Raw genomic sequence first — 16079 nt, 5'->3', positions numbered from 1 at the left:
ATAAGCCCTGCCTCAGCACTCATATAATATCAAAAACACAAAAGGAACGATTATGAAGCATAAAACGATAAAAGCGATGTTGATTTCGATGGGCGTGATGGGGGGAACGGCGTTTGCCCAGGAGCAGTTAAATGTTTATAACTGGTCAGACTATATCGCCCCAGGTGCGCTCAAACAATTTGAAAAAGAAACAGGCATCAAGGTCAATTATGATGTGTACTCCAGTAATGAGGTGCTAGAGGCGAAGTTGATGGCAGGACGATCTGGTTATGATCTTGTTGTGCCTTCGAATTCGTTTTTAGAGCGTCAAATCGCTGCGGGAATTTATCAGCCAATCGATAAAAGTAAGCTGAGTAATTATGGCAATCTTGATCCAGCCATTTTGAAAAGTTTAGCCGCAAATGATCCCGGCAACAAATATGCGGTACCCTATATGTGGGGCACCATTGGGCTAGGTTATAATGTCGATATGATTAAAAAGCGTCTTGGTGTATCAAGCATCAATTCGTTGGATGTGCTGTTTGACCCTAAAATTGTGTCTAAGTTGAAGGATTGCGGCGTCACGGTACTCGACTCGCCTGCCGAAGTGATTGATATTGTAAATAACTATCGTGGCATTGATCCGAATTCGCAAAGTCCAGCTGAACTGAAAAAGTCGGCTGAGGTGCTCCGTGCGGTTCGCCCTTACTATAAGTATTTTGACTCTAGCCGTTATATTTCAGACTTGGCCAATGGTGAGGTTTGTCTAGTTTTGGGCTATAACGGGGATGTATTACAAGCGAAAACGCGAGCCGAAGAAGCGGGTCAAGGCGTGAAAATTGATTTTGTTGTTCCAAAAGAAGGCACATTGGCATTTCTTGATACCATGGCGATTCCGAAAGATGCACAACATCCAGCCGCCGCGTTGAAGTTTATTAATTTCATTCTCAATGGTAAAAATTCAGCGACACTGTCTAACTACGTGTTTTATGCGTCGCCAAATACCGCAGCAGAACCTTTCTTAGATCCAGATGTGAAAAATAATAAGGCCATTTATCCACCAGAATCCGTAAAAGATAAACTCTTTGTGCAAAAGACAAATAGTGCGCGTTTTGACCGATTGTTAACCCGAGCTTGGACGAACATCAAGACTGGGCGTTAATAATTGTCATGTTGTGTGGGGCGTTGAGCCCCACGCTTTTGTGCGTTGTTTTTAAATCAGAGAGGTTAGGTTATGGCGGTTGTTACTGAGTCTTCCGTAAATAGTGCTGCGTCTAATAAAGTGTGGCGACAAGAAGAGTCCACTCCTTTTGTTGAAATCAAACAAGTGACAAAAAAGTTCGATGACTTTGCAGCGGTCAAAAATGTGTCTCTTGATGTTTATAAAAACGAACTGTTTTGTTTATTAGGGGGGTCTGGCTCCGGAAAAAGTACCTTGTTGCGCATGCTCGCAGGGTTTGAATCTCCCACTTCTGGGGAAATTATCATCGACGGTGTGGATATGTCGGGGATTCCTCCTTGGGAACGTCCCATCAATATGATGTTCCAGTCTTATGCTTTGTTCCCTCATTTATCTGTTGAAGCGAACGTTGCCTTTGGATTAAAACGGCAACGAATAGCCAATGTTGAGGTGAAACGTCGGGTTGCAGACATTATTGATATGGTTCAATTAGGGCATTTGGCGAAGCGTAAACCACATATGTTATCTGGTGGACAACGTCAGCGTGTGGCCTTGGCTCGTGCTTTAGTTAAACGGCCTAAGCTATTGTTGCTGGATGAACCATTGGGGGCATTAGATAAAAAATTGCGGGAGGAAACGCAATTTGAATTGATGCGCCTGCAAGAAGAGTTAGGGATCACTTTTATCGTCGTGACTCATGATCAAGAAGAAGCTATGACCTTATCGACTCGCATTGGGGTGATGGATAATGGGGTGATTGTGCAAACCGCTGAGCCTCATCAGGTTTATGAGTTCCCATCGAATCGCTATGTGGCCGAGTTTATTGGCAACGTGAACATGTTTGAAGGGCATGTTTTTTCGGATGAACGAGACTGTGTGATTATTCAATCAGACGATGTTCTTGGGCAAATTCAAGTGAATCATGGTATCAGTTGTGTACCGAATCAGAAGGTGGCGGTGGCGGTTCGCCCAGAAAAAATTCGTATTTCTCGTACTATGCCGGATTCGGATAAGAATAGGGCGCAAGGTAAGATATCTGACATCGCGTATATGGGGGGACAGTCCATATTCAAGGTGATGCTAGACAGTGAAAAAGAGATACGTGTGACCCAGCCCAATGTCGCTCGGTTCATTGAGGATCGTCTCACATGGGAAGATCAAGTGTATGTCTCGTGGGATCCTGACAGCTGCGTGGTGCTTACATCATGATGACAACAAAAAAGCGAAAATCTTCTATCTGGCAGCTCGTTTCTTCGTCTAACATCGGGCGTCTCTTTGTGATTTTAGTGCCCATGTTGTGGTTGGCGGCTTTTTTCTTTATCCCTTTTTTAGTGGTTTTCAATATATCGTTTACGGAGTCTGCCATTGCGGTCCCTCCTTATACGTCGATTTTTCAATGGGATGCCACTAATACCTACGCGACCCTAAAGCTGAACTTAGGCAATTATTTATTTTTGTTTGAGACCAGCTTTTATCTGGATGCGTATTTAAGTTCGATAAAAATCGCTGGCATTTCCACGCTCATCACATTGTTGATTGGTTTTCCCATCGCCTATTTTATTGCTCGTAGTTCTAGCACCATGCGAGCAGTACTGTTGGCTTTGGTTATCTTGCCCTTTTGGACATCTTTTTTGTTGCGGGTGTATGCTTGGATGGGGCTATTGCAAAAAAATGGCTTGATTAATGAGCTACTCGTGTCTTTAGGGTTGGTTCAGCATCCTGTGACTATGTTGCAAACGGATTTTGCTGTGTATCTGGGCATTGTCTATACCTATTTGCCTTTTATGATCTTGCCGCTTTATACCTGCTTGGAAAAAATGGACATGAGTTTGGTGGAAGCTGCACAAGATCTTGGGGCAAAACCTTATCAGTCGTTTTTGCATATCACTTTACCTTTAGCGAAGCCTGGCATCATCGCTGGCTGCTTGCTGGTGTTTATCCCTGCTGTAGGGGAGTTTGTAATTCCAGCTCTGCTAGGGGGGTCTAATACCTTGATGATTGGGCGGGTTTTGTGGGATGAGTTCTTCTTGAACCGAGACTGGCCTCTGGCCTCAGCCGTTGCCATTGTCATGCTTTTACTCTTAGTGGGTCCCATTATATTAATGCGCAAAAATAATAAGGAAGCCCTGTGATGAGAAAACGATCATGGCCATTAATTATCATGGCAGCATTAGGATTCCTATTTCTTTATCTGCCCATCGTTGTACTGATTGTGTTCAGTTTTAATGAATCAAAGTTAGTGACGGTATGGGGTGGCTGGTCACTGAAATGGTATGCCAGTCTATTTAGTAACCAAGAAATCATGGATGCCGCTTGGGTTAGCCTTAAAATTGCTGTCATTAGTGCGAGTTTGGCCTCGGTATTAGGCACCATGACTGGATTTGTTTTAAGCCGTATACCTCGTTTCCGAGGGAAAACCATTCTGAGTGGATGGGCAATGGCTCCGTTGGTAATGCCCGATGTTATTACGGGGTTGTCTTTATTGCTGCTGTTCGTGTCTATGGGAAGCTTGTTTGGTTGGCCTGCGGAGCGGGGGACAACAACCGTGGTGATTGCTCATACAACCTTTTGTTTGGCATATGTAGCGGTGGTTGTGCAATCGCGATTGTCTACCTTGGATGAGACCTTAGAAGAAGCTGCGATGGATCTTGGGGCCAAACCGTCTAGCTTGTTCTTTTTGATTACCTTGCCGTTGATTATGCCTGCGATTGTGTCAGGTTGGTTGTTGTCTTTTACTCTGTCTCTAGATGACCTAGTCATTGCCAGTTTTGTGTCTGGTCCAGGCAACAGTACATTGCCGATGGTGATTTTCTCCAAAGTTCGATTGGGGATCACTCCTGAGGTAAATGCCTTAGCGACTCTTATGATTGTCGCGGTGGCACTATCTGTGCTTATTGCTTTATACATTATGCGCCGTCAAAAACGTGTAGTGGGATAAATTGACTAGAGGAGTAGTTGATGAAAATTGGAATCTTAGCGGCAGGGACTACGCCAGAGCACTTGAGCTCAGAGTTTTCGACCTATGCGGATATGTTTATCCAAGCATTGCAAGTCTTACATCCTGAGGTTTCCTTTGAGGCCTACGATGTGCGTGACAATGAGTTTCCTGAAAGCCATGCCGCTTGTGATAGTTGGTTAATTACTGGGTCAAGATCAGCGGTGTATGAAAACACACCCTGGATGCAAGGTTTGCAGGCACTGATACGCACCATAAACGAGCACAAACAGTCCTTAGTGGGTATTTGTTTTGGCCATCAAATTATCGCACAAGCGTTGGGAGGAGTGGTGGATCGCTACCAAGGTGGTTGGGGGGTTGGTATCCATCGTTACGAAGTGACCGATACAATGGCTCAGGTACAGCTAGGAAAAAAAAATTTTGCTGTGTGTGCGTTCCATCAAGATCAAATATTGGAGAAGCCGTCACTGGCAAAAGTTTTTGCTCGGTCTGATTTTTGTGAATTCGCAGGGCTTTTGTATGAAAGTCATATTCTTACCGTGCAAGGACACCCTGAATTTTCCCGTAAGTTTGAAGGGTGCTTGCTGGATATGTACGATAAAACGTTATCACCAGACATCTTGAGCCAAGCAAGAGACAGCCTATACAGCGAAGATCTGCAATCGAGTCAAATGTTGGCTTGGATCGGAGTATTTTTAACACAAACTCGCTTCTCAGGGGAAACATTGCTCCACTGAAAGAGTGTTAACTCTCTAATAAGAGGCCAACGATTGAAAGTATAAAAAACGGCAGAACTTCGTGAACGCTATTGGGGAGTCTGCCGTTTTTTTATCTGTGGATAGATAGGGTTTTCGCCCTATCTTTTTAATATCTTTAGCGTTTTAGAAAGCCGCGTTCTTGTAGGAACGACAACATGTGCTCACGTTTTTTCGTTTGCACCGCTGCTGCAGTTTGTTCCGACCAGTTGCTGTTTTTCTGGCTACCACTGCGACTTTGATAGTAGTCTTCCATCTGTGCATCGTAGGCTTTGACATCGGTTTCACAGCGAGTGTTGTCGTATCTGTCTTTATGGAGAATAACATTTACGGGTAAACGGGGTTTGAGATCGGGTTCTGCATCCGGCCAGCCAAGGCACAAGCCGAAGACAGGGTATACCTGGTCTGGCAGATTTAGTAATTCGGCTATTTGGTTTGTATCGTTACGAATGCCACCGATGAATACAGCCCCTAAGCCTTCTGATTCGGCACCAAGCATTAAGTTTTGAGCAAATAAGGCCGCATCCACTGTTGAAGTGATAAAATGTTCGGTATTGCCTTCTAATGCCCCAAAGCCTTGTTCAATACAAGCGTACTCTACACGGCTTAAGTCGGCACAAATAATCAAAAATTCAGCGGCGGATTCGATCCATTTTTGACCGCCGGCTAATGCCGCAATGGTTTGGCGGTTTGTTTTATTAGTGACTTGTACTAAAGAATAGGCTTGAATAAAGCTAGATGACGCCGCCCCTTGAGCGCACTGAATCAGCCGATGCAGTTGCGATTCATCGATGGGTTTGTCTGTGTACTGTCGGATTGAGCGGTGGGATGACTGAGCTTCAAGAATTGGATTCATAAAATATCGAGACTCTTTTAGTGAATTGAATAGCATCGATGTTAGTCAGTTCGCTACCCTAGGTCAAAGTTGCTTGTGGTTTATACGAATTATTCCTATTTAATGACGTATTCTCTGTGCATTTTGATGGCATACTGATCTTATATGTACTGAGCGTATTAACGATATCTAAATAATCAATTTAACAATGATTAGCTTGTCTTATAGTATGCGTCTCCATTCTTGCCATGCTTGTTTTTTTATAAAAAACACATTTTTACGGACAAAAGTGAATTGGTCCGTCTTATTTATTTGCGAATTTTACTGAGGTACCCATGAGTGCATTTGAAACTGAACGCGTGTTAAGTGTTCACCATTGGAATGAAAGTTTATTTAGTTTTAAAACAACGCGAAGTGCAAGCTTGAGATTTGAGAATGGCCAGTTTGTGATGATTGGCTTAGAAACGGATACTCGCCCTTTGGTTCGAGCTTATAGTATTGCTAGCCCAAACTATGAAGAGCATTTAGAGTTTTTCAGTATCAAGGTACCTAATGGCCCCTTAACCTCTCGCTTGCAGCACTTAAAAGTGGGAGATGACGTATTAGTTAGCCGCAAGCCAACAGGTACGCTAGTGACGCGCGATCTACACCCAGGCAAGCACTTGTATTTGCTGTCTACTGGCACGGGGCTCGCACCTTTTTTAAGCCTTATCCAAGATTTTGAAGCCTATGAGCAGTACGAAAAAATTATTCTAGTTCACGGTGTTCGTCACGTCAGTGAATTGGCTTACGCTGATTTCATTGAAAAAGAGCTGCCAGAGAATGAGTTTTTTGGTGAGCAGGTACGTGAAAAGCTAATTTATTATCCAACCGTTACTCGTGAACCCTTCCGTAATCAAGGCCGCTTGACTGATTTGATTCGCAGCGGAAAATTGGCTGAAGACATCGGTTTACCACAAATTAATCCTGAAGTGGACAGAGCGATGATTTGTGGTAGCCCTGCCATGCTGAAAGACACCGCAGAATTATTGGATGAACTTGGCCTAAAAGAGTCTCCAAAAATTGGTGTGCCAGGGGATTATGTTATCGAGAGAGCGTTTGTTGAGCGATAAGCCTCTTTTGCTAATTTGTCTGTTGTGAATAAGCTGCGAAAAGAAAAGCCCCCGACAATTGTCGGGGGCTTTTTTCATTGAAAGCATGGTTCTTCTAAGGTGTTGTACGTTATGGAAAGACAATAAGTCACATCCGCTTAACGTAAACTTCTGAACTTAGAAGCGGTACTCTGCACCGACTGTAGCTTGTTTAAAGTCGGTGTTAGTTTTGCCTGTGCCATTTTGTTCAATATCTTTCGCATCCATTTTAGTATCATACCAAGTGTACTGTGCATTCAGCAGGAAGTTCTCGGTTACTTTGAACCCTACGCCTGCACCTGCGAATACGCCCTTGTCATCATTGCTATTATTTCCAACAGCGGTTTTGTAATCGGTTTTGTACCAAAGTTGACCCCCTTTGGCGAAAAGCTCTAGGCGATCACCCAGTGGTAAGATCGCTTTTAACGCCGCTGTATAACCATCGGTACTGGCGCTTGCCAAGCTATTACCGTAGTCGCCAAAGTCAATATAACTACCTTCCAGTGCAAGGTAGGGATTTAGGCGGTAACCAAGTACACCTTCTTTGACATCGTTATGATCGTCAAAACTGTCTTGTCCATCAATTTTAACATAGCCGTAGTTGCCGCCAACATAGAAGCCGTGATCATTAGTCATTGTATTTTCTGCTTGAGCTGCTGCACTGAAAGAAATTAAAGCAGCCGTGCTTGCTAGAACAGGAAGGATCTTTTTCATCTTGAACTCCTCAGTAACATTGATTTTGCTAAAAGTAGCGTATTAATAAAAAACAGAGAAAATGACTTAATCGCTGTGCCTATTAGTAATAGTCAATGCTGGGAGAAATTCCAGCATTTAGTGGCTGAATACATCTTTGATCCTTTTTTATTGGAGGAAACTGTGTTTATTAAGTCTTTCTTTATGATTTACAAGATAATAGCCTTTTTTTAATTGTGGTTTTTGGGCGTATTTTAAATTAATTTTCTTATAAAACATTAGGTTATGGGTGTGCTGCTGATCTTTTTGTAGATGGTTTAATATTGATGGAAGTGTAAAGAAAAAGTGATTTTAAGTATCTTGTTTTTGAGGTTTATGAGTGGGGTATTTGGATTCGAGGCAAGAAGATAAACAGAAAAGATAAATCGCTAAGGCGTAGCTACTTTGATATAGAGGAGAAAAAAGAGCTTACGCTAAAACTTGTTACTTTCTTGCAATTTTCTAGGGTTGAAGAAAAACGAAAATACCGCATCATGTAAAGATATCCCCTGACAATTTTTTACGTATAGTAGGGTTGTTGGTTTTGTAGATGACAGTATGTAGGAGAGCTTATGAGTTCTGATAGCAAGTCGAATCAAGAGTATGTTCCACCCAAAGTATGGAAATGGGATGCAGAAAGTGGCGGTAAATTTGCCAGTATCAATCGACCTATCTCTGGTGCCACCCATGACAAGAAACTGCCTATTGGTGAACATCCTTTTCAAGTCTATTCCCTTGCAACACCGAATGGGCAAAAGGTCACCATTATGCTCGAAGAATTGTTGGCTCTGGGTAAAACACAAGCAGAATACGATGCTTATTTAATCAACATCGGAGAAGGGGATCAGTTTTCTTCAGGGTTTGTTGAGATCAATCCGAACTCTAAAATTCCAGCTTTGATGGATCACAGTACAACGCCACCAACCCGTGTTTTTGAGTCTGGATCAATTTTGCAGTATCTGGCTGAAAAGTTTGATGCGCTGATACCAACAGATCATGCAGCAAAAACCGAATGTCGTAACTGGTTATTCTGGCAAATGGGATCGGCACCGTATTTGGGAGGCGGCTTTGGTCACTTCTATGCTTACGCGCCGACCAAAATGCAGTACCCGATTGACCGTTTTACCATGGAGACTAAGCGTCAGTTAGACGTATTGGATAAACAGCTAGCGGGCAATACCTATATAGCCGGGGAGGAATATTCCATTGCGGATATTGCGATTTGGCCTTGGTACGGCAACTTGGTACTCGGCAACTTGTATGATGCAGCGGAATTTCTAGAGGTGTCTAGCTACAAAAACGTTTTACGTTGGGCGAAAGCGGTGGAGCAGCGTCCAGCGGTTCAGCGAGGGCGAATTGTTAACCGTACTTGGGGCGATGCTTATTTAGAAGAACGTCATTCCGCAGCGGATTTTGACAGTGTTTTAAAATAAACGAGACGGCTTACGCTAAAATGATGATGGAAAAGGCAGTGATGTATTCGCATTACTGCCTTTTTGTAGCCCACAGTTGCTAATGGGTTAGTCAAAAGGGTGATCGATGACAGCGGTGGCCTGAAGGGTCAAACTGGGGCTACGTATATGGTTGCGAATAAGGTCTTTAGCCGTTTCTACGTCTCGCTTGAGTAGAGCGTTCATCAAGGCTTCGTGTTCTTTTTTATTCGCGTCAAAGACTGCTACATCAACCATGTTCTTTTTTAGCCAAAGGTTACGATAGCGGGACGCTTTTTCATACAAGTTGTCTCGTACCCGCAGTAGCGCGGGTGACTGGCATCCTTCGGCAATGGCAGAATGAAAGTCGTGATGGTACTGCTCCCAGCGGTGTGGCTCTTCTTCCAGTAAGTCACTATGGATTTTCATTTTGTGGGCGCACGCGACGATGTTGGCTTCCCATTCATCGCCACCCCGTTCTATGGCAAGTTCAACACATAGTGCTTCTATTTCTGAACGGGTTTCATAGATATCAATCAGCTCAGCTTTGGAGATCGGGTGCACTCGAAATCCACGCTGATTCTCGACCACGACGAGTTGTTTTACCAGTAATTGCGACAATGCTTCGCGCAATGGTCCGACACCAACCTGATAGCGTTCTTTCAAGCGAGTCATTCGCAGCTTTTCACCTGGCTGGAAATAGCCCGTTAAAATATCGTTAGTGAGCTTCCCCAATACCTGAGAGGCAAAATTGTCTTTGCTGTCGACTTCTTTAATGGGGGGCTGTTTCATTTCTATCGCACTCGCTTGCGTGGTGGCTCTTAAGTTCCTGTTACTGCAGGAATCGTCCTGCATTCTAAGGGAAAGCTCTGAAATAGTTAAGAAAGGATTCTTTAAAAAGGTTGACGTTGGTCTGTATAATCGACATTATTTAAAAATGTCGACATTTTGTTATAATGTCGATTATTCTTATAGAAAGATCCTAGTGCCCATTTCAATCAATGGCGCTAAGCTAACTCTGTTCTCTTTGGGGTGGTTGTTACCTTAGAGAATTAGTAAAACAAAAATAATAGGAGAGAGAATATGCAGACTCAAATCAAAGCAAAAAGCGCCGCAGAGAATCAAGCATCAACCCATGCTGGTAATACATTTCAAGGATTTTCAGTCGTGGATTATCCCACAAGTAAGCGTCTAAAAGTGGTGACATTGCATGCCGAGACCATGGCTGCCTTTATAGCAGCGGTAGAGGAATGGTCTGTCCAAAATATTGAATATAAGCCTTTTTTACGTTTTGAAGTGGCGGATCGCTTGGATGCCATTACTAACTACACTTTAGGTGCGTTTCTTAATGCAACCGTGAGAGATCGAGAAACGGGGGCTTTTCTTCTTAACTACAATGATGAACTGATTGGCGAAACAGGCGAACTACGCACTGAGCTTGATATTAAATTGTCCACTGCTGTGTCTCACATTATTGGGCTGTCTAATTATGATGCCATGTACGGCCAATATTACGCACGTTTTACGGTTCGCCATGTCGATAACTCTGATAGCTACTTACGTAAAGCGTATCGTCGTATGGAATTGCATAATGATGGCACGTATGTCAATGAACGCACTGATTATGTACTGATGCAAAAACTGAAAGAAGAAAACATGCAGGGTGGTAATTCATTGATGTTGCACTTGGACGATTGGGCTGAATTGGATAAGTTTTATCATCATCCACTCGCGAAAAAAGACATTCTTTGGGGGGCTCCAAAATCGAAAAATGTGGAAACGAAAGTAGAGCATCCTATTTTTTTCGAAGAAGATGCCAATGGCAAGCCATTAATGCTATACATTGATCAGTTTGCCGAACCTCGTAACAAAGAAGAGGGCAAGTATTTATATGAAATGGGCGAATCGTTAGAAGCGGATCCGAACTATCTGTCTGTTCCCATGCCAGTTGGAACGATGATGGTGTTGCATAACCATTTCTGGTTGCATGGTCGTGATCAATTTGTTCCTCACCCAGAACTGTGCCGTGAATTGCTTCGTCAGCGTGGTCATTTTACTGATTAAATAGGGTGTTTGAGTGCCATCAACGATGTGCAATAGTAATAAATAGGGAACAAGATGGTTTACGATTATATTGTTATTGGTGGTGGCATTGTTGGCGTGTCTACCGCGTGGCAGCTGCAACAGCGCCATCCTGAAAAAAAGGTCTTGTTGCTTGAAAAAGAGTCTGTCTATTCCAAGCACCAAACTGGCCATAACAGCGGAGTTATCCACGCTGGGGTTTATTATGCGCCCGGTAGTCTAAAAGCGAAGTTTTGTAAGGCTGGGGTCAAAGCGACGATGGCATTTTGTGATAAACACAAGGTGCCTTATGAGCAATGTGGTAAATTGCTGGTGGCAACCACTGAGTTAGAAGTCGAGCGAATGCAGGCGTTATTCAAGCGTTGTCAGGAAAATGAGCTAGATGTCGAAATGCTGAGTGCTGAGCAGCTAAAGGAACGTGAGCCGAATGTAGTCGGTTTGGGTGGTTTCTTTGTAAAAGACACTGCCATTGTGAACTATCAGCAAGTGACCACTAAAATGGCAGAAGAGTTTGTTGCGTTAGGTGGTCAAGCCTTGTTGAATCATGAAGTGGTGGGGTTACAAGAGTCCCCTGATAAGGTTACTGTAAACGCCGCACATTATGGTGCGTTCAAGACTTTTGAAGGTCGCTTTTTGATTACTTGCTCTGGTTTGATGGCAGACAGAACCACAAAAATGCTAGGCATTCCTACTGATTTTCAGATTATCCCTTTCCGTGGCGAGTACTATAAGTTACCTGAGAAATATAACAATATCGTCAACTACCTTATTTATCCTATTCCAGATCCTGATTTGCCATTTTTAGGTGTGCATTTAACACGCATGATTGATGGTAGTGTGACGGTTGGGCCCAACGCTGTGCAAGGCTGGAAGCGAGAAGGGTATGGCCGTATTAATATGTCTCTTCGAGATATTGGTGATATGGTTCGTTTTCCTGGCTTTTGGCGGGTATTGAAAAAAAACTTGAAGACAGGACTAGTTGAAACCAAAAACTCTCTTTGGAAGCCGGGCTATCTTAAACTAGTGCAAAAGTACTGCCCACAATTGGAACTATCGGATTTACAGCCTTATCCTGCAGGTATTCGTGCGCAAGCAGTGCTAAAAGACGGCACCTTGGTCCATGACTTCTTGTTTGCTGAAAGTCCTCGCAGTTTGCATGTGTGTAACGCGCCTTCCCCAGCGGCCACATCCGCTATTCCGATTGGGCAATATATTTGTGAGAAAGTTCTGGAAAGGTGCGAATAAGTCGTCTAAGTCTCCTATTTTAGGGGACTTAGACAGTTAGGGTAGGATATCGAAGAAGTATGAATGCTTTACCGAGCATATCGTCTTAAGACGATATGCTTCCTCCATCGTGTTTTATATTTGGATGTAGTTTCGTTGAAAGGTTTCTGGGTCGAGAGGTTTGCTGAAGTAGTAGCCTTGCATAGCATCGCAACCCAAACCTTTTAACAAGTTGAACTCAATGCTGCTTTCTATTCCTTCACCAACCACTTGTAAGTTCAGTTTTTGACACAGTTGGATGATGCTTTCGACCATGGTAAACAAATTCCGATCTTGGCTCATGGTGGAAATAAAAGATTTATCTATTTTTACCTCATCAATTGGCAATTTCCACAACGAATTGAGAGATGAGTAGCCGGTGCCAAAATCGTCAAGTGAAATGGTAATCCCTTTTTTTCTCAGGCGAACTAGGGCTTCGATAGAGACCGTATAGTTTTTCATGAAAACAGACTCGGTAATTTCAAGGCAAATCCATTTTTTATCGATTTTGTGTCGTTCTAAAATAGCGAATAAATCTTCCTCAAACGCTAGCTCAGCTAATTGAGTTGGACTGATATTGATGGATAAAGGGCCGCCCAAGTCAAAATTAGGGCTGATGTTGCGCCAATAGGCAAGGTCGGAGCAGGCTTTATCTATGATATTGAGTCCCAAAGCATAGATGAGATTATTTTTTTCTGCCAAGGTGATAAAAACTTCTGGGCTGATAAAGCCGAAAGTCGGATGATTCCAGCGGGCTAGCGCTTCCGCTCCTTTGAGTTGTTTATTGGCTCCTACCTTAACTTGATAGTAGAGTGTTATATCGCCACTCGCAGTATGTTCACGAAGGTCCATCGTGAGAATTGTTCGTTTATTAAACGAGTCTTGGTCTTTACTATTAAAAATATGATGGCGGTTTTTGCCAGCATTCTTTGCCGCATACATTGCAATGTCGGCACGTTTCAGTGTTTCATTAAAATCAATATCTTTTGTGCTTTGGGTCACAATACCAATACTGGAGGTGATGACTAATGTATGAGCACTATCAAGAACGGGTTCACCTATTCGAGAGGCGACTTTATCAGCCAGTTGATGGATAAGATCCAGCTCAGGTGGTGTTTGGTGGGCGAAAAGGATAATGAACTCATCGCCACTTAATCGCACCACGAGATCATTTGGTCTGACACAAGCGTTGAGTCTTTGTGAAATACTAATCAGTAGTTTGTCACCGGTTTCGTGCCCCATAAAGTCATTAACATCTTTGAAATTATCGAGGTCGATAAAGAAGAAAGATACGAATGATATATCACTATTGGGATCAAGATTCTCGATGAACGACCTCAAGTAAGCACGATTAGCAAGACCTGTTAGGGTATCGTAATAGGCTCCTTTTTCGAGTTTATTCATAAGCAGCTGGGTGCGCTTTAGACTAATGAACTCTTTACTCTCATTAAAAAAACATTGTAAAAACTTGGTGTCACGGGGTTGCCATTCTTTGCTCTGTCCTTCGACTTGCTGACACCATAAAGCAAAGGAGCTCCTTGGCTCTAATTGGCGTTTGTTGTCCTTTAGGACAATATCTACTGTACTGGGGACTCCCCCCCATTGGATAGTTTTAGACACCTCTCTTCGTCCGATAAAAACATAAAAGTCGATGGGGCTTTGAGTGCGCATGATGGATAGTCCATACATGTCTTCTAGACCAGGGATAGCACCAATATCGTTGTATAGTTGACTTGATTCATAATGCAGCATATCTGCATCTGTAAATATCTGAGCCAGCGCGTCGGATGTCGCTTGTTCTAAAATAGAGAAGGTGTTTTGTTTTAAGCTGTAGCACTTTTTATCATATATGATGCCAATAAAATCATAGTGAATTATGCTATTGACCTTTTCTAAGATGGTTTCAAATAGGCTGTGAGACAGGTCAGCTTTTTTCGCTTGAGAAAAAACCGCTTCAATATAAGACTGAGTATTCATTAAAAAAGTGAGCTCTTTTATATTGAAGGAAGGCGTCAGATAAGAGTTGATGATTTCACCAAATAGCTTACTCGTAATTCGAAGTTGTGAGATAACGCGCTGGGATGGCACTTTGGACGTGTTATGGTGAAATACCACCATTCCCCAAAGTTTATCCTCTTCTATAATAGATAAGGATAACGAGGCTTTTACCCCCATATTTTTTAAATAACTGCGGTGTACGTTCGACATGTTGCGTAATGAGGAGACGCTTTGGTCGAGTGGTTCCCCGTTAGGGAGGATAGAGGGGACGAGTTTCGCTGGCGTATCGAGAACATTTGCGAAGTATCGGATCATATTAAGCTTGTACAGCTCCCGTGCTTGCTTAGGAATATCTTCCGCTGGAAAGCGTAACCCTAAAAACTTAACGCTTTCTTGTTCTGATACGGATTCAGCAACGACTTCTCCAGACCAGTCTGGATGGAAGCGATACATCATGACCCGATCATACTGAGTATAACTTTGTAGCTGTGCGGTAATGGTTTGAAACAGTTCTGCTTCGTCGTGAACCACTTTCAACAGCGCAACCATATCATCTAACTGAGAAATCAAAGTGCTTGAATTGATTGACTCCGGTATCTTGGGGGTAAATTCCAAGCAAATCCAGCCATGAGAAACGTGAGCAACACACTCCCATTGCGAACCTTTAATCACGCTATCGTCTGTTAGAGGGAGGGCAACGGTGTATTTTGTTGGCAATGAGTCTAGCTTTTCTCTTTCCTTAAACGTGAGCCATTTAAACAGGTGGCTACCTAATAGTGCTCGGTCATTGATTTTAGCGTGACTAACTTCTTTGATAAGGTGGGAAGTATTGTCAGAGTACTGAACGATTCGATGGTCCTTTGAGTCGACAACAATTTGAAAGCCATGGGGTTGGATACTGCCAATAATTTGAATCTGTTCATTTGCACACTGCTCTGCTTCTTGGCTGGTAATTTGTCGTGTTTCGACGAGTTGTCTAGTCATTGTCTATCCGTGAAATATCGTTGAGTAAGAGACGGTGTCATTACTTTATATGATGTGAACGTCATCATTTATTAAGCATAGTCGCTATCTATCAGAAAAAAACTATAGGTAAAGTAAAAACGAGCTATAGATAAGGTTCTAAATGATGGTTTTTATTAACGTTATAGACGCTATTTGTCAGTAAGGAGCGCTCACTCCACTTTTATCCCTTTTTATACCCTCTCTTGCTCCTGTGTCAGAATAGTTGTCGCCCCATTTGGTTTTATAAGTATGCTGGGGATGGTAAGGCAAGATAGATGTTTCTGATGAAGTTGCAAGCTCTGATGAACTTCGAGGATGTCACTGTAAGTACATTTGCGCATGTTTGTACAAAAAATGTGCTTTTTGCGTAGATCTTCTTATCCTTCTAATAAAATCCTAAAAAACATCAAAAAAGGGTTGCAGAAAATCTGTGAATCCTTAATATACGCCCTCGCTGACACGGACAGCGCTTCACACTAAGTGAAGACGAGGTTCGAAAAAAACGTTAGCAACGCTCTTTAAAATAGATAATCAGATAATTTGTGTGGGCGCTCGCTGAGACCTTCAGAAGATCGACAGGGTTTTGCTTAGTTTACTGAGTGGAGCGCTGAGCGATCAAAAAAATTGAAGTCTTACGAGAGTCAAACACGTCAATTCGCTTTATGTTGATTTGTTGTTTTAGATGATGAATCGATTAAGTTATTGTTAGTGTAAGAATTTGAGTGAGCAAACTT

General features: G+C 42.8%; 13 protein-coding genes. 9 read left to right on the top strand and 4 right to left on the bottom strand.

Features of this window, described 5'->3' with window-relative positions; genetic code table 11:
* Positions 1-52 precede the first annotated feature (52 nt).
* From MSP8886_RS17885 to MSP8886_RS17865, 5 genes are all read left to right on the top strand, one after another.
* A complete protein-coding gene (locus MSP8886_RS17885) occupies positions 53-1141 on the top strand; it encodes a polyamine ABC transporter substrate-binding protein (protein ID WP_067019045.1) in 1089 nt (362 codons plus the stop codon).
* Between the two features lie 72 nt (positions 1142-1213).
* A complete protein-coding gene (locus MSP8886_RS17880; RefSeq protein ID WP_067019042.1) occupies positions 1214-2368 on the top strand; it encodes an ABC transporter ATP-binding protein in 1155 nt (384 codons plus the stop codon).
* Positions 2365-3291: an ABC transporter permease subunit gene (locus tag MSP8886_RS17875; protein ID WP_067019040.1), complete on the top strand. Its 927-nt coding sequence runs from the start codon at positions 2365-2367 to the stop codon at positions 3289-3291. The genes MSP8886_RS17880 and MSP8886_RS17875 overlap by 4 nt, the downstream gene beginning before the upstream one ends.
* Complete coding sequence (locus tag MSP8886_RS17870; RefSeq protein WP_067019038.1) at positions 3291-4097, top strand: ABC transporter permease subunit; 807 nt, start codon at positions 3291-3293, stop codon at positions 4095-4097. The genes MSP8886_RS17875 and MSP8886_RS17870 overlap by 1 nt, the downstream gene beginning before the upstream one ends.
* A gap of 20 nt (positions 4098-4117) precedes the next feature.
* Complete coding sequence (locus MSP8886_RS17865) at positions 4118-4852, top strand: glutamine amidotransferase-related protein (RefSeq protein ID WP_067019036.1); 735 nt, start codon at positions 4118-4120, stop codon at positions 4850-4852.
* Positions 4853-4988: 136 nt separating this feature from the next.
* On the opposite strand, the gene nfsA is transcribed toward MSP8886_RS17865, so the two are convergent.
* Positions 4989-5726 carry an oxygen-insensitive NADPH nitroreductase gene (nfsA, locus tag MSP8886_RS17860; protein ID WP_067019034.1) on the bottom strand — a complete coding sequence of 246 codons (738 nt, stop codon included), beginning with the start codon at positions 5724-5726 and terminating at the stop codon, positions 4989-4991.
* Positions 5727-6040: 314 nt separating this feature from the next.
* On the opposite strand from nfsA, the gene MSP8886_RS17855 reads away from it, so the two are divergent.
* Positions 6041-6817 (top strand): ferredoxin--NADP reductase, encoded by a 777-nt coding sequence (locus tag MSP8886_RS17855; RefSeq protein WP_067019032.1) that lies wholly within the window; start codon positions 6041-6043, stop codon positions 6815-6817.
* 156 nt (positions 6818-6973) lie between these two features.
* Here MSP8886_RS17855 and MSP8886_RS17850 read toward each other — a convergent pair whose 3' ends face one another.
* Positions 6974-7549, bottom strand: a complete 576-nt coding sequence (locus MSP8886_RS17850; protein ID WP_067019029.1) for a porin family protein — start codon at positions 7547-7549, stop codon at positions 6974-6976.
* Positions 7550-8139: 590 nt separating this feature from the next.
* Here MSP8886_RS17850 and yghU point away from each other — a divergent pair.
* The gene (gene yghU / locus MSP8886_RS17845; protein WP_067019027.1) at positions 8140-9000 is read left to right on the top strand and encodes a glutathione-dependent disulfide-bond oxidoreductase; all 861 of its coding nucleotides are present in this window, start codon (positions 8140-8142) and stop codon (positions 8998-9000) included.
* A gap of 87 nt (positions 9001-9087) precedes the next feature.
* On the opposite strand, the gene csiR is transcribed toward yghU, so the two are convergent.
* Positions 9088-9789, bottom strand: coding sequence for a DNA-binding transcriptional regulator CsiR (gene csiR, locus MSP8886_RS17840; protein WP_067019025.1), 702 nt, complete (start codon positions 9787-9789; stop codon positions 9088-9090).
* 291 nt (positions 9790-10080) lie between these two features.
* On the opposite strand from csiR, the gene glaH reads away from it, so the two are divergent.
* Positions 10081-11061 (top strand): glutarate dioxygenase GlaH, encoded by a 981-nt coding sequence (gene glaH, locus MSP8886_RS17835; protein WP_083201021.1) that lies wholly within the window; start codon positions 10081-10083, stop codon positions 11059-11061.
* 54 nt (positions 11062-11115) lie between these two features.
* Positions 11116-12324 carry an L-2-hydroxyglutarate dehydrogenase gene (gene lhgD / locus MSP8886_RS17830; RefSeq protein ID WP_067019023.1) on the top strand — a complete coding sequence of 403 codons (1209 nt, stop codon included), beginning with the start codon at positions 11116-11118 and terminating at the stop codon, positions 12322-12324.
* A 114-nt stretch (positions 12325-12438) separates the two neighbouring features.
* Here the strand turns inward: lhgD and MSP8886_RS17825 are convergent, their stop codons facing one another.
* On the bottom strand, positions 12439-15324 hold the full coding sequence (locus tag MSP8886_RS17825; protein WP_067019021.1) for a bifunctional diguanylate cyclase/phosphodiesterase: 2886 nt from the start codon (positions 15322-15324) through the stop codon (positions 12439-12441).
* Positions 15325-16079 lie beyond the last annotated feature (755 nt).

This window comes from Marinomonas spartinae (assembly GCF_900089775.1).
Lineage (GTDB): Bacteria > Pseudomonadota > Gammaproteobacteria > Pseudomonadales > Marinomonadaceae > Marinomonas > Marinomonas spartinae.
Note: the sequence above shows the minus strand (reverse complement) of the source record. Positions and strands in the feature narration are given on the sequence as shown.